The sequence below is a fragment of the Kitasatospora sp. NRRL B-11411 genome (assembly GCF_000721345.1).
GTDB classification, from domain to species: Bacteria; Actinomycetota; Actinomycetes; order Streptomycetales; family Streptomycetaceae; genus Kitasatospora; species Kitasatospora cineracea.
Genome location: NZ_JOGH01000082.1, coordinates 1 through 25,798, shown reverse-complemented (window position 1 = coordinate 25,798; position 25,798 = coordinate 1). Strand labels below are relative to the sequence as shown.

Sequence of the window (25,798 nt, the reverse complement as noted above, 5' to 3'; positions counted from 1 at the left end):
AGGAGCCACGCTTGCCGCCGCCCACCGACGCCCTCACCGACACCACCCGCACCTACCTGGAGCGCCACCCCGCCGAGCGCGCCCAGCTGCAACCGCTGCTCACCACAGCAGGTCCAGAGGGCGGCAGGAGCCTGAGCGCGCACGTCACGTCCAGCGCGGTCGTCATCGACCGCGACCTTCAGGTCCTGCACATCCGGCCCGGCGTCGACGGGTCGGCGCCCTGCTCCGTCGGCCGGGAGGAGGACGCCGGCGGCGGTCTGCTGGCCGCCGCGCTGCGCGAGGCCGAGAGGGCCGGCGTCCCGCCCGGGGCGCTGTGCCTGGTCCCGCAGCTGCTCGACGGGGCCGTCGACATCGAGGTGGAGGAGATCGCGCCGAACCCCGGCACGGGCGAAGGCGTTCACCGGCGCTACGACGTTCGCTTCGCCTTCTACCTCGCCGACACCGCAGCCTTCGGGACCGCGCTGCGGGCCCAGGACGCCGACGGCTTCCAGTGGCGCCCCGTCGACGAGGTCGCCTCACCGTCGCTGCGCGCCAAGCTGTGCGCCGCCCGCCTGGACGGGAAGCCGGAGCCCGTGAACGCCTCGGTGCTGATCCACGACGGCTCCGGCCGCTACCTGCTGCACCTGCGCGACGACTTCGACCACATCTGGGCCCCGGGCGAGTTCAGCCTCCTCGGCGGCGGCGCGGAACCCGGCGACGGCAGCCTGGAGGGGACGCTGCGCCGTGAACTCGCCGAGGAGGTGCCGGGGTTGCGCCTCGGGGAGGTGGAACCCCTCGCCGTCGAGTGGACGACCGGGGCGAACGGGTTGGCGGTGCCGATCCAGATCTTCGCCGCGCAGTGGCAGGGCGACCCGCGCGAGGCGGACCTGCGCGAGGGCGTCCTGTTGCACTGGTTCGGCCTTGAGGACCTGCACCGGCTGCGGCTGCGCGCCTCCACCCGGCAGCTGATCTGCGACCATCACGCCGCTGCGCTCCGCCGCGTGCAGGAGAACGCCGGGCAGCGCACCGCCGTCGTCCGGGACGGGCGGGGCAGCGCCGCGCAGGAGGGCGCTGCAGGGCGGTCCGGCGCAGCACGGCCGGACACAGGAGTCGGCGGCGACGGCTGGGCCACGCTGTCGTCGAGCGTCGAGTTCACGGGGGCGCGGCTGTCGGTGCGCCGCGACTCGGTCCGGCGCCCCGACGGGAGCGTGGGGACGTACGAGTACACCCAGTTCCGGAACGGGGTGCGTGTCGTGGCGCTCGACGACCGGGGCCGGATCGCCCTGGTGGAGGAGTACGTCTACGCCTGCGGCCGGCGGCTGCTGCTGTGTCCCGGCGGCGGGTGCGAGGCGGGCGAGGATCCGCGGGACGCGGCCCTGCGGGAACTGGCGGAGGAAGCGGGCATCCGCGCCGCGGAGGTCGAGCTGTTGGCGGCGATGTGGCGGATGCCCGCCGGCGCGCAGACCCTTGAACACCTCTACCTCGCCCGGGGGCTGAGCGTCGGCGCGCACCAGCGGGAGGCAAGCGAAGCGGACATGACTCTGCGCTGGGTCCCTCTGGAGGAGGCGGTGCAGATGTGCGGCGACGGCCGGATCACCGAGGCCGGTACCCTCGCGGCCGTCCTGCTGACCGCGCAGCGCACCGCCGCCCGACCCGATCCGGCCGCCGGTGCCGACACGACCCGTCGAGGAAGGCAGGGCAGCTGATGAGCGCCGCGAACAGGCTGGCTGTGAGCGTCATCGTCCACGACAGGGCGACCGACCGGATCGCCACTGTCCACTACGGGAAGCGCAGTTGGACGCCGGGCCCGGCGTGGACGATCCCGGGCGGGAAGGTCGAGGCCGGGGAGGAGATCGATGTCGCGGCGGCGCGGGAGCTGCGCGAGGAAACCAGTCTGGTCGTCGCGCCCGCCGACCTGCGCCTGGTCCACACGGTCCAGGTGAAGGAGGGCTGGGACGGGCTCGGCCAGTTCCTGCTGTTCGTGTTCGCGACCGGAGAGTTCACCGGTGAGCTGGTCAACGCCGAGCCGGCCAAGCATTTGGCGGTCCGCTGGGCACCGGCCGGCGCGCTGCCCGGGCCGATGTTCCCGTCGTCGAGGAGCGCACTGGAGGCGTACCTGTCCGCCGGCCCGGCGTTCGCCACCTACGGCTTCGACGGCTCACCCGACTACTACCGGCTCGTCGAGTGAGCGGCACCGGCCGCCACCGGCGCCCGGCAGCCCCTCCCGACGCCCTGGCCGACCTCGACCAGCGGGTGCGAGCCGTCGCCGACCGGGTGCCGGTGGTCGAGGAAGGCGTCGCCCGGCTCGGCGAAGGCGCCGTGTTCCTGTACCGGACCACCTACAGGCCCGACGGGACCGTGCACCGGGAGCTGACCCGCGCGGACGCCGTCGGCTGGCCGTTCCCACCGCCCGCGACATGAACGACCCCCGCCATGCCGCCGAGCGCCGACCGCGCACCGGCCGGCACGAAGTGACCGAGTACCCGCCCGGCCACCTGCGCCGCCCGCCACTGCCCAACCGTCCGCCCTCCAAGGCGGCCCCGGAAGTAAGGAGCAAGGCCGTGTCCGACGCCCAACGAGTGGGGCGCGCCGTGTCCTCGGCCGCCGCCGGCGCACTGATCACCCGCGGGAACGGGGAGGTCCTCCTCGTCCACCACGCCCGCGCCCGCACGTGGGTCCTGCCCGGCGGGAAGGCCGAGTGGGGCGAGCCGCCCGCCGCGACCTGCGCCCGCGAGGTCTCGGAGGAACTCGGCGTCCCGGCCACGGTCGGACGCCTGCTCGTCTACAACTGGATGACCACCCGCGCGGAGCTGTTCCCCGGCGCCGCCGCGAGCGAACACGCCTACCCCTGCCACGTGTTCACCTTCCACGCCACCCTCGCCCCCGAAGCGCAGGAGCGGATCCGCACGCCGGAGCGGGAGTTGCTGGGCTGGCGCTGGTGGGACCTGGAGGAGGCGTGCGTGCCGGGCGTGATGGAGCCCTACAACGCCCGGAACCTGCGCGCGGCCCACACCGCCTGGCGCGAGGACCGGGGCGCCGCGTACCTCGAATCCTGACCGGCCTGCGGGCGGAGCAGCCCGCATCCTCGACGAAAGGACTGGATGTGACCAGCGGATCCACGGCGTCCGCCGATCCGGCGGTCTCCGACAGCGAACTACTGCTGTTCGGCGGGCCGATGCGCTACAGCCACGGCTGGGCCAAGCACGAACAAGCCGCCGGGAGGCTGTCGTTCGCCGCGGTGGCCCGGCAGGTCCCGCGGTTCCTGCTGCTGGCCGGGCGGATGGCCTGGGCGGCCAGCCCGCGGGCGCTGCTCGTGCTGGTCGTCTCCGAGGTGCTGCGCGGCATCGCGGCAGCGGCCTCGCTGATCGCCGTCAACCGGGCACTGGCCGCGCTGCTGGCACCGGGCGACGTCGGGCAGGTGATGCGGGCGGCAGCACCGGCCGTGGTGGCGGCCGGAGCACTGGCCGCCGGATCGGCGGTGCTGGCGACGCTGTCGACCTGGGCGGCGGGGCGGTTGGAGCCCGCGGTGTTCCGGTTGGCCACGCTGGAGTTCCTGGAGGTGGTCAGCCGCTCGGAGTTGGCGGCGATCGAGGACCCGGAGTTCCTCGCCGAGGTGGACAGCGCCCGCTGGGGTGCGATGTCGCTGCAGAACATCATCGGGCAGGCCACCGCCGTGCTGACCGGCGCGCTCTCGCTGGTCTCGGTCGCCGGCGTGCTGTCCGTACTGAACCCGCTCCTGCTCGCCATGCTGGTGCTGATCACCGCGCCACGCGGCTGGGGCGCGGTCGTCACCGCCCGCCGCCAGTACACCTCCACCCGAGCGATGCTCCAGCACAACCGAGCCAGCACCGCCCTCGCGGACATGCTGATCCACCCCTACTCGGCCGCCGAACAGCGCGTCCACGCCTCCGGCCCGTTCCTGCTGCACCACTACGCGCGGATGTCCGCCGCCTCGGTGCGGGAGCAGAGCCGCCTCGCCCGCGCCCGGGCCACCACCGACACACTCACCGCCGCCCTGGCCGGCCTCGCCACAGCCGGCGCGTTCGCCCTGCTCGGCTGGCTCGTCCTCGACCACGCCGTCCCGCTCGCCTCAGCGTTCACCGCCGTCCTGGCGATCCGCACCGGAGCCGCAGGGATCGCGGGCCTGGTGGACCGGGTCAACTCCCTCTACGAGGAGAGCCTCTTCGTGAGGGACCTCGACCGGCTGCGCACCGAGGGCCACCGCCGCGCCATCCCCACCGGCGGGACCCCGCTGCCCGAGAATCCGAAGGCGATCACCGTCGAGGACGTCACCTTCACCTACCCCGGCAAACCGGCGCCCGCCCTCGACCGGGTCACCCTCACCATCCCCGGCGGCCAGGTCACCGCCCTGGTCGGCGCCAACGGCTCCGGCAAGTCGACGCTAGCCCACCTGCTGTGCGGGGTCTACCAGCCGCAGAACGGCAGGATCCGCTGGGACGGCGTCGACACCGCCGACGCAGACCGCCACCAGCAGTTCCGCTCCACCGTCCTCCTCGACCAGAACTACCAGCGCTGGGCCTTCACCCTGGAGGCCAACCTGCTCCTCGGCCGCCCCGAAGTGCCACTACAGCAAGAGCAGCTGGACGCCTCCGCGGACTACGCCGGACTGCAGCGGGTCCTCGACGGCCTGCCCCACGCCTGGCGCACCCTGCTGGCCAAGGGCTTCGAGGGCGGGGTGAACCTCTCCGGCGGCCAGTGGCAGACCATCGCGCTCGCCCGCACCCACCTGCGCCTGTCCACCCCCGACGCGGACGGCCGCCGCCCCGCGCTGGTCGTCGTCGACGAACCCACCAGCGCGCTCGACCCGGCCGCCGAGATCGAGGCATTCGAACAGATCCGCCGCCTGCGCGACCTCGGCGCCACCATCATCCTGATCACCCACCGCCTCGCCGCCACCGCCAAGGCCGACCACATCGCCGTCCTCGACCACGGCCGCCTCGTCGAACAGGGCACCCACGCCCAGCTCATGGCCGACGACACCCTCTACGGCCGGATGTACCGGCTCCAGGCCCAGCAGTACGACACCACCCCGGCAACCGGACGGATCCCCGACCAGCCCCGCCCCGCCACCGCGCCTTGACACCGGCCGGCATCGCCATCCGAACCGACGTCATGAAGGAGACCCGTTGCGAGCGTTCATGAACCCGAAGCGGCGGTGGGGCACCCCCGACGGCCCCGACGAAGACTGGATCCGCCCCCACGTCCTGTGGCTGCCCCAGCACCTGCCGGAGGTGACCGCCTACTTCGACCGGGCCAGGGCCGTCGCCGCACAGTATCCGGACGTGATCGCCCCGGTCGCCACCGACGACCTGCACATGACCATCCAGAAGATCAACGCCCGCACCGCCCACGGCACCCGCGTCACCGCCGCCCACCTGGAGCACGCGGCCGAGGCCGTCCGCGAGGCACTGGCCCGCTTCGACCCGTTCAACATCGAGATCGGCCCGGCCCGCGCCTCCGGCTCCGCAGGGATCGTCGACATCTGGCCCGGCGACGACCTCGACCGCCTCTACCGCGCCGTGCGCACCGGCCTGAGTGCCACCGGCCTCCAACTCCCGCCGCCGCAGCAGCGGTTCTGGGCCCACATGAGCTGCGGCTACGGCGTCCAGGACACCGACACCCCGGAGCTGGCCGCCCGCTCCGACCGTCTCGCCTCCGACCTCGGCCGCGCCGTCCACCCCCCCACCCGGACCACCGCCCGGGTGGAGAGCCTGTGGCTCGTGTGGGAGCGCCAGCACCCCGACGGCCCCCGCTACAGCTTCGAGCGCCTCCACGAACTGCCTCTCGCCCGCCACTGACCACCCGCACCCCAACCGGAGGAACTTCCGTGCACCTCTTCACCCCGCGGTATCAAGGCGCCTTCTGGGTCGACGGCGCCAGCGTCCTGCACGTCTACGCCCTGCCCCGCGCCGAGGACGGCGACTTCCACCGCTTGGCGGCCCGGTGCTTCGAGGTACTGGAGCCCTACCCCGTCACCACCACGGCAGGCCATCTGCACTCCACCGTCGAGATGATCGCCGACACCACCTCCGACAACATCCCGCCCGCCGAACGCGACGCCCTCACCCAGGCGCTTCACCGCCACCTCGCGGACGTGCCCGCCTTCGAGGTCCTCGCCGGCTCGCCGATCGTCAACGCGACCGGCGCGTTGCTCGACCTCTCGCCCGACGACCACCTGCTCGAACTGCGCGAGCGGGTGCGCGCCGCAATCCGCGAAACCCGCGGCGCAGGCGCCCTGCGCCACGGAGGGGGACGTCCGCACGCGACGCTGGCCTACGCCTACGACAGCGCCGACTCCGACGAAGTACAGAGCAAGCTACGGCGGATCAGCCCGAGCCACGCGCCCCTGACCGTCGACGCCGTCCATCTCCTCGACGTGACCTGGCAGCAGCGCCGACAGGGCGATGGCCGGACGGCGTGGACGATCTCCTGGACCTCCGTCGCCACCATCCCCCTCGCCGGGCCCGCCACCTGACGGTTCGCCGGACTTGCCGCAGCTGCCACCCCGATCCAGGAGGACACCGATGAACAACCTTCCCGCCAGCAGCCCGGCCTCGACGCCCGACTGGCGCGGCCTGCTCCAGCAGGGCACCGCCCCCGTCCAGAACGCCTTCCTCCAACTCGTGGAGCGCACCACCCACTACCGCGGCTACAGCGACGCCCTCGTCTGGGGCAACCTCCAGACCTACGACTACGCGAAAGAGGTCCTGAGCCTGGTCGTCGACTTGCACGGCATCCACCGCGACCCGGCCGCCGGGGCGACCGAACGAGTAGCACGCGCCCGGTACTTCGACGGCACCCGCACCTTCCACACCCTCCTCGGCGAGCAGGCGCTGCTCACGGGGATCGGCGGCCCCGACGTCATGCGCCCGCAACTGCAGCACCTGCTGGACTCCCTGAAGCTGCCCGGCCTGACCCTCGGCGTCATCCCCGCCCGTGCCCGCCTGGCCGTCTACCCCGGCGACGGCTTCGGGATCTTCGACGACAACCGGGTGGAGGTCGAGGGCTACCGCGGCGGGGAGACGATTACAGACGAGCAGCGGGTCGCCGTCTTCCACCGCGCCTTCAACCTCCTCGCGCAGTCCGCCGTCTACGGCGACGAGGCCCGCGCCCTCATCACCAAGGCCCTCAACGGCTGGTGAACTGCACACCGCCCCAGGTCAAGCCGTCCTCCGCCCTGACCTGGGGCGGTGGGAAACCGTCCGATCGCCCGCCCCTGCAGCACCGTGCCCGATAGATTCAGCAACACGAACTCAAGTCCGCTTGCGGCCGGGGCCGTTCACCCAGCCCCGGCCGCAGATCACCCCGATCACGCCCGCCGTGGCTGCGCGTGGAGCAGCCCGCCGAAACGGAGTGCCCGATGGCCGACCAGACCCTGCTGCTTGAGCGGACTGCCCGCTGGCGTGGCACCAGCGGGCCCGACGGCTGGGCGGACGCCTGGGAGAGGGCCCTGACCGAACTCACCCCGTATGCCCAACTGGGCGGCGAAGAGGGCGACTACCTCCCGAAGCGCTGGACCGAGGGTGCCGCAGGTCTCGCCCTGGCGTACTACCTCCTGGCCGCCGACAGCGACACGCCCGTCGCGGAGGTCCTCGCCGACGACGTCCGCGCGCTCGCCACCGCAGACCCGGACACCCGAAGCACCCAGCCCGTGGTCGCCCGCATCGACGGCCTGGTCGAGCGCGCCGGGCACCGCCTCGACGACGTGAGCGACCCGGTGGCCGCGTGCTGGCTCGACCTGCGCGAGGACTGCTCCCCGACGGCGTACGGCGTCTACGACGACATGGCGCTGGCCACCGGGCCGTGGCGCTGGGGCCACGACAAGGCCGCCTCGCTCGCCTTCGTTCTGGAGCACACCGCGGCGGCGAGCAGTCGATGACCGAGCCCCGGCCGCTGCGCGTCGTCACGTTCAACACCCTGTTCGGCGGCCACGCCGACGACGGCCTCGGCGCGCCGGAGCGCTGGCAGGGGCAGATGGACTTCCTCCGAGCCCTGCGGCCCGACATCCTGGCCCTGCAGGAGTGCAACTTCTGGGACCTGCTCGGCGGCCGGCGCCTGCACCGGGCCGTCACTGCCATCGACATGGCCACCGGCTACCTCGCTAAGGCCAACAAGACCACCGGTGGCCACCGCTTCCACTCCGTGATCATGCTGAGCGGCCGCATCAAGGTGATCGCCCAGGACTACGACCGAGCCCGATACCACCACACGTTGGGCTGGGCGAACCTCGCCGTACCCGGCCGCCCCGGCATCACCCTTGAGGTCCGCAACCTGCACCTCGACCCGTTCGACCCCCGCAACCGCTCCCGGGAAGTCGGCCCGCTCGAAGTTCTCGCCGCGCCCAACCGCCACACGCTGATCGTCGGCGACCTGAACGCCATCGGCTCTGACTACCCCGAACCCGACTGGTCCCCGATGGCCCCACACCTGCTCAACGGGCACCTGCTGCCGCCCGGCGAAGCCGAGGTCGGCGACCGCGGCGCGACCGCCCTGCTGCAGCGCGCCGGCTTCGTCGACGCCGCCGTCACCGCCGGCCAGGCCCACGTGCCGACCGCCGCCTTCGGCGCCGGCGACGTGCCGCGCCGCCAGGACCTGATCCTGACCAGCCCCGCCCTCGCCCCGGCAGTCTCCAACTACCAGGTCCACCGCCTGCCCGTCGACGACGGCCTGTCCGACCATTGCGCCGTCAGCATCGACCTCGACCTGAGCGGCTGAGAGCGTGCGCCCCTTGCAGATCCCTGCTGGCAGGAGAAGGTGCGAGTTTGCTGCTGAACGGGGAGCAAGTGTTGCGTCGCCGGAACGGGGCGAAGGGGGTAACCATCCATCACCCCTCGGCGGCCGACGCCGGGGTGCTGTCCTCCCACCAGGACACACCCTTCTTTCGTGCGGTTTCGCACATGAAGGGACTGAGGATCATGGACAGCCCCTCGATAACGCCCGGGCCCTGGCGATGCAGCACGTCCATGTCGTACTCGTCCGCGACCCAGGGATGCCCCGGGATGTCCGGCGCGCTGTTGTCGGTGCGCAAGATCAGCCAGCGGGCCGCCACCGGATCCAGAGGGTGGTGCACGTCGTGCCCCAGCCCCTGCAGCAGCGACTCCCACCTCGCCACCAGCTGCGCCATCTCCCCGTCGGGGAACAACTCGCGCACCTGGCTGCAGGACACCTCCCGCGGGTGCACCCCCGACCTGGCCGCGTACAGGTACAGCGCAGTGGCCAGCCCCGCCGCGCCGTCCGCGTTGATCCCCGTCTCCGGGTCGTGCTCCAGACTGAACCAGGAGTCCGTCAGAATCGGCCCGAGCAGTTCGCGCACTCGGTCCCAGGCCGCATCCCACAGTTCGGGGCCGCCCCGGCCCTGCCAGCGGCGCGACCGCTCCTCAAGAATCGTCACCACCCCAGCGTGCCAGCTCAACCGCCGCTCGGTCGGCCAGATCCGAAAGTGCGCCCTGCCGCGGCGGGGGATCCGTTCCCGAGTCGGTGGGTCGCCGCGAACCGCCTCACCAGGCGGGCGCCGCCAATACCGTGCGCCACTGCGGGGCTTGGAAAAGCCGACGGAGACCGATCGAGCGCTCACGGGCACTAGCATGGCCGACGAACCTGGCGGCGAGGCTGCGGGCGCAGGTCAGCACGGGCGAGGGGGGCGGAGACGTGGTGCGCTGGATGGTCACGGTCTACGGAGCGGTGCGCATCCGCCGCCGATCACCCGCCCACGCCGAGTACGCCCGTATCTGGGACAACGCAGACAGCACCCTCGGGACACCCCCAGAGCCGCCGCCGGCCTTCGAGACCACGTCGCTCCAGTGCCCGCACTGCGGCAGTACCGCAGACTTCCTCATCGCCGGAGACTGGGGCGCGCCCGGCGGCTTCACCTGCCTGCCCTGCGACCGGGAGTTCACCCTGGACGATCCCGCTCTCGCCACCGGTCTCCTCAAGGAAGCGGTCCTCGCCTTCATCAGCCAGTCGCCCGAGCGCGACGACGACGCCCTCTGGCAGGCACCCGACCCCAGCCTCACCGAGACGCTCCGCCCACTGGCTGACAAGGCCCGGGCCGCCTTCGCCGCCGGGCTGTGGCCCCTGCCCGACAGAACCGTCGCCTTCCTGCAGACGCAGCTCGCCCGCCTCCACCGCCCCGAACAGGTCACCGCTTTCCTCCTCGGCGACCGCATCGACCAGGCCCAGGGCGGCGTGGTCGCCCTCCACGAGCAGCGGGGCTCGGAGTGCGAGATCGGGCAGTGGCTGGCCGACTGCGGCCAGGCCCTGGTCCGCGTAGCGCGCTTCAGCGATGTCCAGTTCCGTAGCTCCCCGCCCTACGGACTCACCGACGCCGAAGACGCACTGTCCCTGATCCGCGAGGAAATCCGCCGAGCGATCAACTCCGTCGGCGCGGCTTGATCCGACTTCGGCCTACTGGCTGAACGTACTGGTCCTGATGCCAGAAGTGCGGGCGTCTCCAGACAGAACGGAAGGCTGTTATCTGCCCTACAACGTTCGGGCAACGACCTCGTTCCTGGCTTCACGGTCCAGAACGCGGCGCCACACTGAAAGGCTGCGTCTACTGCGCGGGCTGGTGGCTCTCCGCAGGTGTTGAGGCAGGAGTCCTAACACTGCTCTCGACGGTTGCACCGAACGTTTCGCTCGCACCCGCAACCGCATCCGAGGGCGTGGGCTCCTGCTGCCCGCCGATACCGGGAAGGCGATCGAGGAACCTGAACCCGAGCTGGATGCCGTAGAAGAGGGTGAAGGCAAGGAAGGGGCCGACCGCAACAGTCATGGCCTGCGACCAGCCTTCGAGCGGAAGGCCGCTGGCCCACCAGATCCACAAGCAGGCGAACGCGACAGTGCCGAGACGGCGGAGCCAGTCGTAGTTCCTAAGCGAGCCGCCATCGGTTGCCTGGGTCTCGGTACTCGGAAGATCCAGAAGGTTCGTGAAGTTCCGGTCGACGTACTGCCGGGCTACCGTGATCAACGTCTCGGCCAACTCCCGCAGTGCTTGGTCGGCGTCGCTGTCGAGTCGGCCCTGCAGCTCCAGCAGGCGTGCGCGGGCTGGCCAGACCTTCTTGTGGAGGTAGTTCATCGTGTTCCACCGGCTGCGAACGGACTGCAGAAGCTGGTCCACGGCACCCAAGCGGCGGTTGAGCTGCCGCATATACCGATCCTGTTCTGCTGGCGACGAGCGCTGGGCTTCTGCACAACTGACAACCGCACGGGCGAACTTGCGCGAGGCTCGATCGGGTCGGGGGTCGAAGTGGGTGTGTCGGCCGAGCACGACCATCGGGATGTAGCACAGGAGGAAGACCACCGGCTGATACGGCCGGGGATGCGGGTTGCGGGCGATGGCAGCCGTGTCCCCGGACCAACTCCAGCCCGCCTTCGTCGTCACGCCGAGCAGAACCACTGTCACCACCACACCGAGCCAGGCCCGGTGGCTGGTGGTGAAGGTCCTGCTGTACGAGGACCGTAGTGCGTCCTTCACCTTCTCGGTCGGGCCGGGGACGGAGAGGAGGCGGCAGGCATCCTCCAATTCCTGGATCGCGTGATCTGCCCGCTCGGCCGGCCGGTCTCGCCACCACGCTCTCATCGGTGCCGTGACCCGTGACAGCTCCATCATCCCCCCAGCGCATAGACCGAGTTGAGGATACTTCCGCACCTCCGCTGGTGGCCCGAAATCTGGCTTCGCCTCCGAGGCCGGATCCAATGGACCGAATACTGTGCCAGAACAGTGCAGCAAACGCTCCTCCCGCTACGGCACCTGGGCGGTCGAGTTATGCGCCTGACGGATGGGTGGCTCGGTTGTGCCGATCTCGTCGATCCACTTCGTTGCGGTCACCGCGAAGACGATCCAGAGCCCGAAGGCGCAGAAGAGACACCCGTAGACGAGGGCTCGGCGCAGAATCTCGGCGCCTGTCGCTCGCATCGCCGCTCCCTTCACGCGGCGGCCCTGCCGCTGGACACGTCGCCGATGTGCAGCAGTCGCTGGAGTTCATGCTTGCGGACTCGGTATTCGGTACCCAGTCGCAGCACGTGACAGGGGTACTGGCCGTTCCGGGCCAGCTTGTAGCCGGTGGTTCGGCTGAGGCTGAGCAGGTCGTTGGCCTCGGAGAGCCGGATGGCTGGCGGCAGGCGGGCCATCCTCTGTCGGATGTGCAGGTCAGGTAGGCCGAGGATGCCCAACAGGTCGGCCGTGACCACGCGGTGCTGATCGCCGGCCTTGAAGACGGTGCAGGGGTAGGTGCCTTCGTTGACCATGCGGTAGCCCGCCGTCCTGCTGAGCGCGAGCAGGTCGTTGCCGATCGAGAGCGGGATCGCGGGTGAGAGGGCCGCGAGGGCGTTCATCGAGTACTTCGCCGGTCGGCCGGGGCGAACTGCTTGCATAGCAGCTTCCTCCTGCTAGATGTTCTCTGTGGGAGAAACATCTATCACATGTGCTGTAGACGAAGAAGATGCGGCATGTATTCTTCCCCCATGGAAGATTCCAAGCAGGAGTGGTCAGCCGAGCTGGTGGCCCGGATCGCCCGGACGATCAAGAAGCGGCGAGGTGATCTCGGCCTGACGACGGCCGACCTGTCGTCGGCGTGCAGGGAAAGAGGCGTGCCGATCGCCGCGAACGGCCTGACCAAGATCGAGAACGGTCAGCGCGACTCGTTGAAGGTGGAGGAAGTGATCGTTCTCGCCCACGCCCTCGACCTGCCTCTGGCGTCGCTGCTGGTACCGCTGGAGAGTACGGAGAACATCGCGCTCCTTCCCACTGTGTCCGTCTCGCCCTGGGAGGCAGTCGCCTGGATCACCGGCGAGGATTCCTTGGACGAGGCGCCCCCTGGCTCGGCCCGCGTCGTGCTCGCCACCTTCCGCGAGCACGACGTCGACGTCCGCACCGCGCTGATCTCCACCCGCGAGGCACAGGCCCGGCGGGTCCAGGCACGCAAGGCTCTCGGATCGGCCCGCTACGAGTCATTGGCCCGCCAGGCAGACGAACTCGACCGCATGGCCCACGAGGACTGCACCCGACTGAAAGCGGTACGGGACAAGATGCGCGCCGACGGCCTCCGGCCGGCTCCCCTGCCTGCCGCTCTCGACTTCATCGACGGTCCCGACGAATCGGTCTCCGCCTGACACCCACACACCGCCCGGGCCCGGCACGCAGCCTGTACTGCCGCCGCCTTCTCCGGGCTTGTCCACCATCGCCACATAAGCAGGTCTCCGAGACGGCTTTCGCCTGCCAGCTTCCGCCCGCCCCGGAGACCCAGCCACCCCTTGGCCATCAACCAGAGAGGGCTCGCCCCATCATGCCGCATGCCCGGCCCCGGGCCGCACACAATGCGACTCCGCCTACCCCTTCTTCCCCCGCCCAGGACTGCGCCTGCTCGCGCCCTGACGCTCCCGGACTCCTGCGCACCACCGACGAGGCCGCCGCGGTCATCAAGGTCAGCCCCCGAACCCTGCGCCGCTGGCGCCGGGAGAACACGGGTCCGGCCTACGTCAAGGTCGGCGGCCAGATCTGGTACCGAGACCAGGACCTCGTCGACTACCTGGCCCGCAGCCTCGTGGTGCCGGAGGTGGCCGCCTGATGACGGCGAGCGAACGGATAGACGCTCCGGTCGGCGTCAAGCTCCGCACCGACATCGAGTACCGGGCCGGCAACCCGAACCCCTACCGGGCCCGGGTGCGCTGGACCGACCCCGCCACGAACACCCGCCCCTCCCGCTCCACCATGTTCGCCACCGAAGAGGAGGCGAAGGACTGGCTCAACCGTGTCGTCAAGGCGGCCGAGCGCGGCGTCGCAGTGGACCGCGCGGTCATCACGCTCGGCGAGTACGGGGACTCCGTCATGGACCTGGCGATGCGCGGTCTCGAGCTCAACACCCACGCCCCGTATAAGGCCGGTTGGCACCTGCGGGTCGTACCCGCCCTCGGCCACCTCCAGGTCATCGGCATCACGGCCGGCATCACCGACCGCGCCCTCAACGCCTGGATCGCCGACGGCGCCGGAATCTCCACCCTCAAGTCCACCATCGCCGTGCTGGTCCGGGTGATGGAGCAGGCCATCCGCGACGGCCTCATCGAGATCAACCCCGCCCGCCTGTACGGCTGGCAGAAGCTGTTCAAGACCGCGGAGGACGAGGAGAGCAACCCCCGCGGCCTGGCGCTGCGCGACTGGGACACCCTCGACCGCCTCGCCTGTGCCCTGGTGGCCGCATCCCACAACGAGTACGAGGGCTGGGGCGACATCGTGCGCTTCGCCGGCGGCACCGGTGCCCGCATCGGCGAGGTCTCCGGCGTCCGCGCGGGCGACATCGACACCGACAAGTGGCTGTGGCGGTGCTGCCGGCAGACCACAACCGCCCCCGGCGGCCTCATCGACAAGGGCACCAAGGGCAAGCGCAGCCGCTTCGTCCCGATCATCCCGGAGCTTCGGCCCAACATCGCCTGGCGAATCGCCCGGGTCGGCGGCCGTCCGGACGCCCGCCTGTTCACCGGCCCCCGCGGGGGCCGGGTCACCACCGCGATCCTGCGCGACGCCACCCACTGGGACGACGTCGTCACAGCTCTCGGCTACGAGTACCTGCGCCGCCACGACCTACGCCACACCGCGCTGACGTGGTTCGCCGACGCCGGCGTCCCGCCGCATATCCTGATGCGCATCGCCGGGCACGGCCAGCTCACCACGACCCAGCGCTACCTCCACCCCGACCTGCGCTCGATCCAGCGTGCCGGCGACCAGCTGATGACCTACATCAATGCCACCCGTGGCCTGCCTGGCCCCAAGGTCGAGGTCGAGCAGATCCGCCAACTCGCCATCGCTGCCTGACACCGGTGGTGGCGGCGGGTGCCGGATTCCACCGCATCGGGGGAACCCGGCATCCGCCGTTGCAGCCCTGCGCAGCTCGCGCCTGCTACAGCGCCCCGTGACCGTCCACTCAGGGCTTGTCTGGTCCTTCGACGTGTAGAGCGGCGAGGGCCTGCGAACAGACGGTCATGCGTTTCACAGGCTGTCCGGGCCCTCCTGCACGTTGTCCACTGCGGGTGCGACGGCGTACGGGTGGACGGGGCGCCCGGCGCTGAAGGGTTCGAACCAGTCGGCCACTCCCATCGGGGCCATGCCGAGGGCTTCACCGACAGGGCTCTCGTCGAGGCCGTCCAGGGCCGGGTCGTAGAGCGTTTCGTGGTCGAGGTCCTCGTACACGTTCTCCCGGAAGGCGGCCAGCGCTTCTTGGACGTCGTCGTCCAGCAGGCCGTAGAGGTCGAGGGTGACCTCGGTGGTCTCCAGCAGCATCCGCAGCAGCAGTTCCTCCGCCACACAGCTCAGCTGCGTGAACCCTGGCCGGGACAGGCGGGCGGTCAGATCGACGGCGGTGACCAGCAGTTGCTGTGCGAACAGCGGTGTGTACAGGTGCGCGAACTTCTCGGGGAGTGATTCGAGTTGGAGCAGCGGACCGTCGCACTGGGCGACGTTGGGGCTGCCATTGAGTGTGGCGATGTCCTCGAAGATCTCGTCCAGCAGGATGTCGATGGAGTAGAAGACGGCCCCGGCTGCCAGGTCGGCGACCGGGCGCGCGACGTTGAACTCCTCGCTGGCCTCTTCCCCGTCCAGGTCCTGTGGGGTGAGGTGGCCGAAGGTCGAAGGGCTGGTGCCGGCGAGCTTCGGGGCGAGGGCCTGCAGGGTTGTCCGCATCTCATCCGGGCTCGGGCCGTCCGCTGCGGGTTCCGGTGCTGCAGTCGGCCGGGTGGCGCGGTGGGTCGCGGCACGGGTGACGGGGTCCGCGGACGGGGCGTGGGGGCCGTCGGCCGCTTCCAGACTCTCCTTCGCCGAGTCGAGGTGCAGTTGGACCTCGCATCGATCGATCGACCAGCCTGCTAGCGGCTCCAGGTTCTCCAGGATGTCACCGACCAGCGCTTCGATGGCGTCTTCGGCGTCTTCCAGGGAAGGTGCGTCGACGAAGACCTTCAGCAGGGCACCCTGGGGGTGGACGCCGATGAAGTGGTTGGTGATCTCGACGACTTCGCCGTCCTCCCCCTCGATTGCGTCGATCGCATCGAACGCGCCGCTCAGGAGATGGACGACTCCCGCGCGCTGCAGTTCGTCGAGCTCGGGGGTGCCTTCCGGCCTGCTGGTGTCTACAGTGACCGCGTAGTTCATGGCCCAAGCCTGCCGCATCGGGCAGGGATTGAAGGACAGGACCTCCGCGAAACACGGGCGCCCGGCCAGCGGGCGTCCACACGGTTCGATGTCGGCCACTGTCGTCCGGCTGCCCCTGTGAGGACACCACTTCCCAAAGGGCCTTTACCGCACGGGAGCGTTGCTCCCGAGGCGATGCCCCCACCTCGCGGTAGGACTGCCTCGGAGCGCCCAACGGCCCTCCCTCTCCTGCGGGTCACGGGAGTTCCACAGAGCCCATCGGCGCTCTGGCAGGGTCAGCGGGTGCGGCGGCGGCGACCGGTGGCCCCGGTGGTACGGGCGATGAACGCCGAGCGCCCTTCGCCTGCTCTGTCCGCCGGTGGCGTCGCGGCCCGTCCGCGGTCGGCGCGGTTCAGCAGCCACGCGATGGCGGTGGCGCGGGCCAGGTCGAGGAGGCTGTCGTTGAAGTGGACGTCGGCGTACGAGGAGCCTTCCGGGTGGGCCTTTCGGGCTGTGGTCCATTCGGCGAGCGCGCGGGCGGCGCTCCTGGCCATCGGCACGGTGTCGATGGCCAGGGCACCTTGGTGTCCGCCGGTGGCGCGCCGCCAGGTCTCCTGCATGCCGGTGACCACTTCGTCCCGAAGGCGGTGGAGTTCGTCCAGCGGGGTGTACCGGAGCGTGTCGAAGCGTTCTTCGGCGTTGGTTTCCCCGAAGCGGCCCATCTGGCCCGCGTGGGCTGTCGCCGCGTACTCCCAGACGGCGAGGCGGGCGAGGCTGAAATCCTCGGAGTCGAAGTCGATCGCGGCCTCCAGGTCGCGCATGAGGTCGAGGTCCTCCTCGGGCAGGCGGGGCGAGTTGAGATGGGTCAGCACGCCGAGCAGGCGGCCGTCGACTTCTTCCCGCGAGGCACGGGCGAGGTCGGGCCGTCGCCGCAGGTTCGCACGCATCTTCTTGATGACCATCCCGCCCTCCTCGGCTTCGAGGACGGCTCGGGCCTCCGCCCAGTCGTAGTAGATGTCCCGTTCGGAGCCTGGGTCGTCAGGGACGGCATTCATGATTCTGGCCACCTCGCCGCGGTGGCGTTCCCGATCGGGGAAGTACGTCCTGACGAGCGCCAACTTCAGTGGGAGTTCCGGGATCCGAGCGCTGTCGCAGAAGAAGGCGAGTAGGACCGTGTCGTCCAGCAGACGGCCGGGTCGGTGCCGGCGCGCCAGCGCGCGGGCGAGGTCTTTCACCTCCTGCGGGTAGGAGGTGCGGGTGCCGTGACACCCTCCCAGGAAGTCCCTGTCGGTATCGGGCAGAAGGCCCCTCAGGTGCCAGCGTTCGAGCTGGGCGTGGCTGACGGGGTTCCCGTCGGCGGCCGTCAGGTCCATGAGTTCGCGGTAGGCGCCTGTCGGCGCGGAGCGTGGCATGCGAAGACGCTACAAAGCGAGCAGGCCGGCTCCCCAAGACCAGGCGCGGGGGTGCAGTCGCTCCTCTCACCCGTCGCTGCTCACAGCGGGCAGGCCATCCCGCGCCGACCCTCCCGCCTCGGGATGAAGGCCGTTTCGCGAGTTCCCTCCCGGCCCATTCACCGGGCCACCCAGGGGCCGCTTCCACTGTGATTCACACCACTCACACGGTGTACAGGGATGCCCTTCCGAGGAATGTGACGGAAAGTCAGAAATTGCCAGAGGGGAAGGGAATTGCCGCCCCTACCAGCCCCCTCCGACATTCGCCGTCCGCTGCTGCCATCGGCTGCCGCGGCCCGGACGGTCGGACGGAAAGTGATCATTTCCGGCAAGGATGGTTCGTCTGCTTGCGAGCGCCGTCGGCTTCACGGCGCAGCATGCACGAGGTCGTGACCAGGAGGTCTTCACTCTATGTCGCCGCAGTGGGGGCGGCGTGGGCGTCCGGCGCACCGCAGCCTGGCGGGCGCTCGCACGTTACACGGGCCGTCCGACAAATCCTTCTCCGCGCTCGATCTGGGGATTCTCTGACGTTTTGTCAGTGATCGTCTTCGCGTTTATGTTCCTTCCGCTCCGTCCGACGGAGCGAAGACCGGCGGCATCGGGCCTGTTCCGGCTTCCGATGTTCCGTCAATTCTTTGGAGAAAGGTTCGGCGTCTTGCGTCCACCGCCAAGTTTCAGCGTGATGTCCTCGCCGTGCATCGCAGTGCTCGTGCGTGAGGATGCCGATCGCGAAGAGGTCTCCGATCTCCTGGCGGGGGCCGCCCCGGGGGAGGTCGTCCGGGTCACGGTGCTCCAGGCTCTTGTGGGGGCGCACCTGATCGCCGATCTGCAGGTGCCGCACGTGGCGGTCGAAGCGGCGCTGCGCCGGTTCCTGACCGCCTTGGTGGTGCGGGTGACCGGGCTGGACACGCCTGACGAGCACGAGTGGGAGCGCGTGCAGGAGAGCGCGCTGTTGGCCGGCAGGTTCGACGCGGACGCGGTCACCGGCTATGTCGGCCGGTTCCCCGGCCGGTTCGACCTCTATGGCACTCCTCTGCCTCTGCTGCAGGATCCGCGGCTGGCGGCCGAGTGCACCAAGGCTTCACCGCCGGGGCGGCTGGCGATGACCCGCCCGTCCGGCAACACCCAGCCGTGGCGCAGCCGCGTGCCGCAGGAGGTGCCGGTGGCCTCGGCGGACGCTTTCGGGTGGCTGCTGGCGTGGCGGGACTACGGCCCGTGCGGGATGGCCGCGCTGCGCAGCCACGGCGGTGAGAGCACGAAGTCTTCGAAGGCGGGCCCCAACCGCCGGACGGTGTCCTACTTCCCTCTGGGGGAGGACCTGTTCACGTCGCTGGTGCTGGGGTGTCCGCCGCCCTCGCGGTGGCCGCAGCTGCCGGGCGAGGACATGGCTCCCTGGGAGCGCGAGGAGTTGCCGGATCCGCTGGCTCCGGTGGCGGCGTGCGGGCCGGTGTCGCTGCTGACCGGTCGGGCTGCGCATGCCGTGCAGTTGGCGCCCGGCGCGGATGGCGCGGAGACGACCTCGTGCTGGATCGCGTGGGGGACACGTACTGATCTGCCGGTGGCTGCCGATCCGTTCACGATGACGACGTCGGCGGGCAAGGCGAGGCTGGCGAACGCAGGCCGCTCTCTGCTGCGCGACTTCGACGCGCTCGCGCACGCCACGGACGTGTCGGCGAGCGGCAAGGTGTCGAGCGTGCCCCCGGTGTGGTTGAGCGCGTTCGCGGGCCTGCCGCCGAAGGTGCTGGACGTCTTGTCCGGGGTGCGGGTGCGGGTGCTGGGCTGTCAGCAGGCCGCGCAGGCCGGCGGCATGGAGCACTGGTGGGCCGAGACGACTCCGGTGTCGATCGCCCCCTATCTGCCGTCGCGGGATCCGCAGCGATCCGCGCTGGTCAGCCGTACCCGCAAGGCCGCCGAGGATGCGGCCAAGGCACTCGGCGCGGCGCTGCGGGCCGCGTGGCGGGACATGGGCAGCAACCCGAAGCAGAACGCCTGGGCGGACGCTGCGGACGCCGCGTTCTGGGACCGGGCGGAGGCGCCGTTCTGGGCCGCGGTCGCAGGCAGGGACGGTGAGGACGGCAAGCCGGCTTCGCCCGGCTTCCGTCGGATCGCCCTGCAGGTCTACGACGCGGTGACCGCGCCGCAGGCGGCCACGGCCGAGGGCATGGACCCGATCGCCGTCCACCGCCGCTCCGTCATCTCCCCTCCCTCGTCCGGTCGTAGAAAGGCCGATCCCGTGAGTGCCGACAGCGCGCCGTCCTCAGCGCCCGCGACGCCGCCCGCCAGCAACCGGCCCAATCCCTTGGAGGTCTTCGACGGGTTCCTGCGCCTGGTCGCCAAGGTCTGCTCGACCCCCGGCGGGCGGGCCCGGCTCGCCGACGGCCTGGCGTGCGACCTGACCGAGGGCGCTCCGTTCCACGTGGTGGAGGCCCTGCTGGACGCCGCGCCCTCCTCCGACGTCAGGAAGCGCATCGTCGATCCGCAGCAGGCCCGGCTGTTCATCCTGATCGCCTGCCTCTACGCCTTCCACGACGCCCCGAACCCCAGGACCGCCGGAGAGCGCCGGCACCGGCCGCCGCGCCCGGGCTTCCTGCGCCACAACCTCGGTTGGACCTATCGCGAGGCCGTCAACCGGGGCACGCGCGCGGGCAACGCCCGTGACGCCCTGCTGTCCCTGGCCGGCCTCGAACTCGACGACCTCGTCCTCGCCCTTCCCGGCGCGATCAGCCAGCTGCGCTCGCAGAAGGTCCCCGTCACCTGGTCGGTGCTGCTGCGCGACCTGACCCGCTGGCCCCGCCACGCCGATGCGATCCGCCTGGAGTGGATCCACGCCTTCCACCCCGCCACCGCTTCGAAGGAGAACGCCGCATGACCACCGCCGAGAACACCGAGGGCACCGTGTTCGAGCCCGCCCGGACCGTGCACGTCGACGTCCACCTCATCCAGTCGTTCCCGTACTCCAACCTGAACCGGGACCGCCAGGGCGCGCCGAAGACCGCGACCTACGGCGCGAAGGTCCGCGGGCGCCTGTCCTCGCAGCTCACCCGCCGCCACACCCGTACCGACCTGGAGGAGGCCCTCGGGATCCGTGCGCTGCGCACCCGCCAGGTGCCCCAGCAGGTCGCGGCGGTCCTCGCCGAGCGCGGCTGGGACTACCGGCAGGCCCTGGCCGCCGCCCAGATGCTCATCTACTGCGCCCGCGTCAAGGGCCTGGGCGTGGCCGACACCGGCGGCACCAACGCCTTGCTGTTCCTGCCCGAGGCCGCCCTCACCGACTTCGCCGACCTCGCCGACGCCGAGCGCGAGCAGCTGACCGCGGCCCTCGCCAAGGCGGACGCCGAACTCGCCAAGGCCAAGAAGAAGCCCGCCAAGAAGACCGGTGACAGCGACGATGACGCCGCCGCGCAGGCCGAGGACGGCGAGGAGGAGGCGGAGTCCGCGGCCGGCAAAGTGATGGTCAAGCACGCGCCGAAGGAGTTGAAGGACCCGGTGCTGGCGATCCTGCGTTCGCGCAACGCCGCGGTCGCCGCCTACGGCCGGATGCTCGCCAACGAGGCCGCCTCCACCGTCAACGGTGCCGTGCAGGTCGCCCACGGGCTGACTACCCATCAACTCTCCGTCCAGGTGGACTTCTTCTCGGCCGTGGACGACGTGCTGACCGGTGGGACCGAGAGCGGCGCCGGGCACATCGGCGACCAGCGGTACACCACCGGCGTGTACTACCGCTACGCCTCGCTGAACTGGCACGAGTTGCTGCGCAACGTCGACGGCGACGAGGCCACCGCCCGGGAGGTGCTGGAGGCGTTCATCCGCTCGTTCATCACGACCGTGCTGCCCGCCAAGGGCAACAACACCGCGGCCTTCACCCTCCCGCACCTCGTCTACACCGTGGTGCGCACCGACCGCCCCGTCAACCTCGTCGGCGCGTACGAGACCCCGGTCCAGGCCGCCGCGGAGGGCGGCTTCCTGCCCGGTTCGCTGGCCGCGCTCAGCAAGCACGCCGCGGCCAGCGACCGCTTCCTCGGCACCAAGGGGCGCGCGTTCCACGCCCACGCCGGCCTCGTCGAGGACACCGTCCCGGCCCTGGGCGAGCGGCTGGAGGGCATAGACGACCTCGTCGACAGCATCACCCGTTCCGTCGCCGGCCTCCGCGGCCCCGCCAAGTAGTCCCACCGTCCCCCCGGGGTGCCCGCGCCAGCCGGCCCGGGCACCCCGCCCGTCGTCCTTGGAGGCACCGGTTGACCGGCATCCTCGCCCATCTCTCCGCCCCGATGCAGTCCTGGGGGCTGCAGGCCGAGCACAACATCCACCCCACCGAGAAACACCCCACCCGCAGCGGCCTGATCGGCCTGTTCGCCTCCGCGTTGGGCCGCTCCAGCGACCACCCCAACCCCGACCTGCAGCACCTGGGCTTCACCATCCGCATCGACCGCCTCGGCCAGCGGGAGGTCGACTTCCACACCATCGGCGGCGGCCTGCCCCCGCACCTGGCCGTCCCCAGCGCCGACGGAAGCCTGCGCAAGGAAGGCACCAGCACGATCGTCACCGAGCGCGCCTACCGCACCGGAGCAGCGTTCACCCTGGCCGTCACCGGCCCCGCCGACACCATCGACCGTGCCGCCCGCGCCCTGGCCAACCCCGTGTACGCGCCCTACCTCGGCCGGCGCTCCTGCCCGCCCGACGTCCCGGTCTTCCTCGCCACCCACCCCGACCCCGTCGCCGCCCTCGACCACCTCCCGCTCCACCGCCCGGCGCCCGCGCCCTGGGACGAGCGCCAGCCCGTCGAGTTCGTCTACGACACCGCCCCCGAACCCGGAGCGCGGCCCGACCGCCAGCTGCGCGACCGGCCCCTTGCCCTGCGGCGCTTCACCGACCGCGACGTGTGGTACCGCACCCGCCGCATCCCCGCCCCGGACGCCGGCCTCGGCACCGCCTACCTGACCGCCCTCACCGACTACCTGGAGAGCACCCGATGACCGTCCTCACCGAGCGCCTCCACCTCGCGCGCCTGCCCCTCAACCCCTTCTCGCAGGAAGTCCGCGACGACCTGAAGGACCGCGGCTCGCTCCACCGGCGCATCCAGGCCCTCTTCCCCGACCAGCTCGGCCCCGAGCCGCGCGCCGCCGCCCGCATCCTGTTCCGCCTGGAGCGCACCGATCGCTCCGCCACCGTACTCATCCAGTCGGCCATCCCCATCAACCGCAACGCCCTGCCCCACGACTACACCACCGCCGACATCGAGTACCGCGAACTCACCCCGCTCCTGGACTGGGCGCAGGCCGGCAAGGCCCTCCAGTTCCGCATCGACGCCAACCCCGTGCGCGCCGTCCTACCCCGGCTGGAGCCCGGACAAAAGCCCCCGCGCGGCAAGCGCGTCCCCCTGCAGGGCCAGGACGCCGTCGACTGGTGGCAGCGCAAAGCCGAGCGCGCCGGCCTCCAGCCCCACGTGATCCTCGACCTCGAACAGCCCGCCGCCACCGCCCGCCGGGAAGGCAGCCGGCGGATCGCCCTGCGCGTCACACGCTTCGAAGGCACCGCCACCGTCACCGACCCCGACGCCCTGCGCGACGCGCTGCGCGAGGGCATCGGCCAGGGCCGCGCCTACGGCCTGGGCCTGCTCTCCATCGCCCCCCACCGCACCTGACCACCCCGCCCCGCCCCGGAGAAACCCGCCGTGCTCCCCCCGCTCGACCCGCGCCTGCCCGCCAAGGACCGCGGTCTCAAGGAGTCCTACCCCACCGGCTGCCACGCCCTGGACGCCGGCGCCATGGCCGAACGCCTGTGGAACACCTACCTCACCCCCGCCCAGCGCCGCATCGTCGCCGACGGCTGGGGCCTGACCGAACACCAGGCCCGCACCCTCGTCGTCTTCCTCGCCGCCCTCCACGACCTCGCCAAGATCAGCCCCGCCTTCCTGCACGGCCTCGGCGACGCCGACCAGCTCACCGGCACACCCGGCTACCCGGCCGCCCCGCCCGGCGAGCGCCTGCGCCACGACCGCGGCGTCCACCTCGCCCTACCCGAACTCCTCCACCGCACCCGCCACCTGCCCCTCGACGACCGCCCACTGCGCCTGGTCGCCCACCAACTCGCCCAGATCCTCGGCGGCCACCACGGCCTGTGGCACCCCGCCCTGTCCCACCACGGCAACCAGCTCACCTGCCCCCTGGACGCCGCACCCGGCCTCGGGCACGAGATGTGGGACACCCAGCGCGAAGCCCTGCTGCACCTGGTCGCCGACCACCTCGGCGACCCGGTCATGCCCGCCCGAATCGCCCCCGCCCCCGCGGCCGTCCTCATCACCGGCACCGTCATGCTCGCCGACTGGCTCGTCTCCCAGTTCGGCTGGATCCGCGCCCGCCAACGCCAGTGGAAGAAGAACCCCGGCAACTGGGCCGCCCACCTCGACGCCGCCCGCCGCGCCGCCCCCCGCACCCTGCGGCGCGCCCAACTCACCACCGCCCCCCGCCCCAGGACCACCACCTTCGCCGGCCTGTTCCCCCACCTCGCCGGCCACCCGCTCCACCCGCTCCAGGAAGACCTCGAACGCCGCCTCCCCGCCCTCATCCAAGCCGGCGGGCCCGGCCTCCTGCTCGTCACCGCCCCCACCGGCGACGGCAAGACCGAATCCGCCCTCCTCGCCAGCGCGGCCCTCGCCGCCGCCAGCGGCGCCGCCGGCCCCTGCATCCTGCTGCCCACCATGGCCACCACCGACGCCATGTGGAAACGCCTGCGCGAACACTGCCGCCACCTCGCCGACCTCACCGGCCGCCGCCACCCCACCGCCCTCCTGCACTCCGCCGCCTGGTACCACAACGACTACAACCCCGACGGCGAGAGCGCGCACTGCGACCACGCCGCCGTCGGCGAATGGCTGCGCGGCCGATACCGCGGCCTGCTCACCCACGCCTGCGCCGGCACCTGGGACCAGGCCGCCATCGCCACCCTGCCGGTGAAGTACAACGCGATGCGCTGGCTCGGCCTGTCCCGCCACGTCGTCGTCCTCGGCGCGCTCGGCACCCCCGTCGTCCTGCTCTCCGCCACCCTCACCGGCCGCACCGCCGCCAGCCTCGTCAACGCCTACCGCACCGGCCAGAACCCCACGGCCACCCCCGAGGAGATCCAGCCCGCCTACCCCGGCTGGACCTACACCGACGCCACCGGCACCACCACCGTCTCCCGCCCCGACATCACCTCCAGCCGCGCCCACCCGCTCACCATCACCACACCCCACGCCGACCCCACCACCGACAGCCGATCCCACGCCCTCCTCGACGCCCTCGCACCGCTGCGCGACACCCACAGCGGCAGCGCCCTCATCGTCTGCAACACCGTCGCCTCCGCCCAGGACACCCACCAACTGCTGCGCGACACCTGGGGAACCGACCCCGAGGCCCCCCGACTGCTCCTGCTCCACTCCCAACTGCCCGCCCACCGCCGCACCGCCATCACCCGGCGCATCGAACGCTGGACCGGACGCGGCCACAACCGCCCCACCCGCCCCTTCGTCGTCGTCAGCAGCCCCGTCTGCGAGCAGTCCCTCGACGTCGACTTCGACCTCGTCGTCTCCGACCTCGCTCCCGCCGCCCAACTCCTCCAGCGCGCCGGCCGCGGCCACCGCCACCACCGCACCGACCGCCCCGCATGGGCCCACAACCCCACCCTCGTCGTCCTCACCCCACCCGGAGCCATGCCACCCGCCTGGCTCCACATCTACGACAAGAGCCTGCTCCTCAACACCCGCCAGCAACTGCACGACCTCGACCCCGCCAAGACCGGGACCTTCTCCCTCGCCATCCCCCAGCAGGTCCAGAGCCTCATCGACGCCGTCTACGCCGACGACTTCACCACCCCCGACGGCCGCGCCCGTGAAGTCCGAGACACCCAGCACACCGCCCACGCCGCCACCGCCGCCATCAACCCGCCCCACAAGGTCCACGACCTCCACCACCTCTCCGAAGGACTCATCGACGACCCCGCCACCCGCCTCGGCGCCGACAGCCTGCGCGTCCTGCCCGTCTACACCCAGCCCGACGGCACCCGCTGGCTCAACCGCCGCTGCACCACCCCACTGCCCGAAACCGTCACCCCCGACGACCTCCACACCATCCGACACCTCATGAACCTCACCCTCCCCATCCGCGCCGACCCCCTCCCCCACGACCCCGCCACCAGCCCGCCCGCCGCGTGGCGAGCCATCGGCGGCCTGCGCCACCTCACCCTCCTCCCCCAACCC

General features: G+C 71.4%; 25 protein-coding genes. 19 read left to right on the top strand and 6 right to left on the bottom strand.

The genetic code is table 11. The annotated features are described in order from the left end of the window. Positions 1-11 precede the first annotated feature (11 nt). The 10 genes from IH44_RS47415 to IH44_RS0128065 all read left to right on the top strand — a co-directional run bounded on the left by IH44_RS47415 (position 12) and on the right by IH44_RS0128065 (position 8,715). The gene (locus IH44_RS47415) at positions 12-1,685 is read left to right on the top strand and encodes an NUDIX domain-containing protein (RefSeq protein ID WP_198545057.1); all 1,674 of its coding nucleotides are present in this window, start codon (positions 12-14) and stop codon (positions 1,683-1,685) included. Beyond that, positions 1,685-2,167 carry an NUDIX domain-containing protein gene (locus IH44_RS0128105; protein ID WP_030462550.1) on the top strand — a complete coding sequence of 161 codons (483 nt, stop codon included), beginning with the start codon at positions 1,685-1,687 and terminating at the stop codon, positions 2,165-2,167. Before IH44_RS47415 ends, IH44_RS0128105 begins: the two co-directional genes overlap by 1 nt. After that, positions 2,164-2,400, top strand: a complete 237-nt coding sequence (locus tag IH44_RS0128100; protein WP_030462549.1) for a hypothetical protein — start codon at positions 2,164-2,166, stop codon at positions 2,398-2,400. The genes IH44_RS0128105 and IH44_RS0128100 overlap by 4 nt, the downstream gene beginning before the upstream one ends. Further along, complete coding sequence (locus IH44_RS0128095) at positions 2,397-3,035, top strand: NUDIX domain-containing protein (RefSeq protein ID WP_081967171.1); 639 nt, start codon at positions 2,397-2,399, stop codon at positions 3,033-3,035. Before IH44_RS0128100 ends, IH44_RS0128095 begins: the two co-directional genes overlap by 4 nt. Positions 3,036-3,082: 47 nt before the next feature. Continuing rightward, positions 3,083-5,080 carry an ABC transporter ATP-binding protein gene (locus tag IH44_RS0128090; protein ID WP_035956627.1) on the top strand — a complete coding sequence of 666 codons (1,998 nt, stop codon included), beginning with the start codon at positions 3,083-3,085 and terminating at the stop codon, positions 5,078-5,080. Between the two features lie 46 nt (positions 5,081-5,126). Beyond that, positions 5,127-5,798: a 2'-5' RNA ligase family protein gene (locus IH44_RS0128085; RefSeq protein WP_157852489.1), complete on the top strand. Its 672-nt coding sequence runs from the start codon at positions 5,127-5,129 to the stop codon at positions 5,796-5,798. 29 nt (positions 5,799-5,827) lie between these two features. Continuing rightward, positions 5,828-6,475: a 2'-5' RNA ligase family protein gene (locus IH44_RS0128080; protein WP_030462545.1), complete on the top strand. Its 648-nt coding sequence runs from the start codon at positions 5,828-5,830 to the stop codon at positions 6,473-6,475. A gap of 49 nt (positions 6,476-6,524) precedes the next feature. Continuing rightward, positions 6,525-7,142, top strand: coding sequence for a DUF5753 domain-containing protein (locus tag IH44_RS0128075; RefSeq protein ID WP_035956624.1), 618 nt, complete (start codon positions 6,525-6,527; stop codon positions 7,140-7,142). 218 nt (positions 7,143-7,360) lie between these two features. Continuing rightward, positions 7,361-7,879, top strand: a complete 519-nt coding sequence (locus IH44_RS0128070; RefSeq protein ID WP_030462543.1) for a hypothetical protein — start codon at positions 7,361-7,363, stop codon at positions 7,877-7,879. Further along, positions 7,876-8,715, top strand: coding sequence for an endonuclease/exonuclease/phosphatase family protein (locus IH44_RS0128065; protein WP_030462542.1), 840 nt, complete (start codon positions 7,876-7,878; stop codon positions 8,713-8,715). The genes IH44_RS0128070 and IH44_RS0128065 overlap by 4 nt, the downstream gene beginning before the upstream one ends. 109 nt (positions 8,716-8,824) lie before the next feature. Here IH44_RS0128065 and IH44_RS0128060 read toward each other — a convergent pair whose 3' ends face one another. Beyond that, positions 8,825-9,391: a hypothetical protein gene (locus IH44_RS0128060; protein ID WP_157852488.1), complete on the bottom strand. Its 567-nt coding sequence runs from the start codon at positions 9,389-9,391 to the stop codon at positions 8,825-8,827. A gap of 269 nt (positions 9,392-9,660) precedes the next feature. On the opposite strand from IH44_RS0128060, the gene IH44_RS0128055 reads away from it, so the two are divergent. Further along, on the top strand, positions 9,661-10,392 hold the full coding sequence (locus tag IH44_RS0128055; RefSeq protein ID WP_157852487.1) for a hypothetical protein: 732 nt from the start codon (positions 9,661-9,663) through the stop codon (positions 10,390-10,392). A 160-nt stretch (positions 10,393-10,552) separates the two neighbouring features. Here the strand turns inward: IH44_RS0128055 and IH44_RS0128050 are convergent, their stop codons facing one another. The 3 genes from IH44_RS0128050 to IH44_RS49810 all read right to left on the bottom strand — a co-directional run bounded on the left by IH44_RS0128050 (position 10,553) and on the right by IH44_RS49810 (position 12,372). After that, a complete protein-coding gene (locus tag IH44_RS0128050) occupies positions 10,553-11,608 on the bottom strand; it encodes a hypothetical protein (RefSeq protein ID WP_030462539.1) in 1,056 nt (351 codons plus the stop codon). 132 nt (positions 11,609-11,740) lie between these two features. Continuing rightward, positions 11,741-11,914 (bottom strand): hypothetical protein, encoded by a 174-nt coding sequence (locus IH44_RS47410; RefSeq protein WP_198545056.1) that lies wholly within the window; start codon positions 11,912-11,914, stop codon positions 11,741-11,743. Between the two features lie 11 nt (positions 11,915-11,925). Further along, positions 11,926-12,372, bottom strand: coding sequence for a helix-turn-helix transcriptional regulator (locus IH44_RS49810; protein WP_369795003.1), 447 nt, complete (start codon positions 12,370-12,372; stop codon positions 11,926-11,928). A 90-nt stretch (positions 12,373-12,462) separates the two neighbouring features. On the opposite strand from IH44_RS49810, the gene IH44_RS0128030 reads away from it, so the two are divergent. From IH44_RS0128030 to IH44_RS0128020, 3 genes are all read left to right on the top strand, one after another. After that, a complete protein-coding gene (locus IH44_RS0128030; RefSeq protein ID WP_030462538.1) occupies positions 12,463-13,110 on the top strand; it encodes a helix-turn-helix transcriptional regulator in 648 nt (215 codons plus the stop codon). Between the two features lie 173 nt (positions 13,111-13,283). Continuing rightward, positions 13,284-13,565, top strand: a complete 282-nt coding sequence (locus IH44_RS44635; protein WP_051817405.1) for a helix-turn-helix domain-containing protein — start codon at positions 13,284-13,286, stop codon at positions 13,563-13,565. Next, a complete protein-coding gene (locus IH44_RS0128020) occupies positions 13,565-14,806 on the top strand; it encodes a site-specific integrase (protein WP_030462536.1) in 1,242 nt (413 codons plus the stop codon). The genes IH44_RS44635 and IH44_RS0128020 overlap by 1 nt, the downstream gene beginning before the upstream one ends. A gap of 174 nt (positions 14,807-14,980) precedes the next feature. On the opposite strand, the gene IH44_RS0128015 is transcribed toward IH44_RS0128020, so the two are convergent. Beyond that, entirely contained in the window at positions 14,981-16,135 is a 1,155-nt protein-coding gene (locus IH44_RS0128015) for a hypothetical protein (RefSeq protein WP_030462535.1), read from the bottom strand. 275 nt (positions 16,136-16,410) lie between these two features. Continuing rightward, positions 16,411-17,526, bottom strand: a complete 1,116-nt coding sequence (locus IH44_RS46735) for a hypothetical protein (RefSeq protein ID WP_030462534.1) — start codon at positions 17,524-17,526, stop codon at positions 16,411-16,413. 577 nt (positions 17,527-18,103) lie between these two features. On the opposite strand from IH44_RS46735, the gene casA reads away from it, so the two are divergent. The 5 genes from casA to IH44_RS46730 all read left to right on the top strand — a co-directional run. Next, complete coding sequence (gene casA, locus IH44_RS43140; RefSeq protein WP_198545055.1) at positions 18,104-20,434, top strand: type I-E CRISPR-associated protein Cse1/CasA; 2,331 nt, start codon at positions 18,104-18,106, stop codon at positions 20,432-20,434. Next, entirely contained in the window at positions 20,431-21,729 is a 1,299-nt protein-coding gene (locus IH44_RS41515; protein WP_051817403.1) for a type I-E CRISPR-associated protein Cas7/Cse4/CasC, read from the top strand. The genes casA and IH44_RS41515 overlap by 4 nt, the downstream gene beginning before the upstream one ends. Before the next feature lie 71 nt (positions 21,730-21,800). Further along, on the top strand, positions 21,801-22,538 hold the full coding sequence (cas5e, locus tag IH44_RS0127990; protein WP_030462531.1) for a type I-E CRISPR-associated protein Cas5/CasD: 738 nt from the start codon (positions 21,801-21,803) through the stop codon (positions 22,536-22,538). Next, the gene (gene cas6e / locus IH44_RS0127985; RefSeq protein ID WP_030462530.1) at positions 22,535-23,206 is read left to right on the top strand and encodes a type I-E CRISPR-associated protein Cas6/Cse3/CasE; all 672 of its coding nucleotides are present in this window, start codon (positions 22,535-22,537) and stop codon (positions 23,204-23,206) included. The genes cas5e and cas6e overlap by 4 nt, the downstream gene beginning before the upstream one ends. A 30-nt stretch (positions 23,207-23,236) precedes the next feature. Next, positions 23,237-25,798: CRISPR-associated endonuclease Cas3'' (locus tag IH44_RS46730; protein ID WP_051817402.1), on the top strand; the 2,562-nt coding region annotated here is incomplete at its 3' end.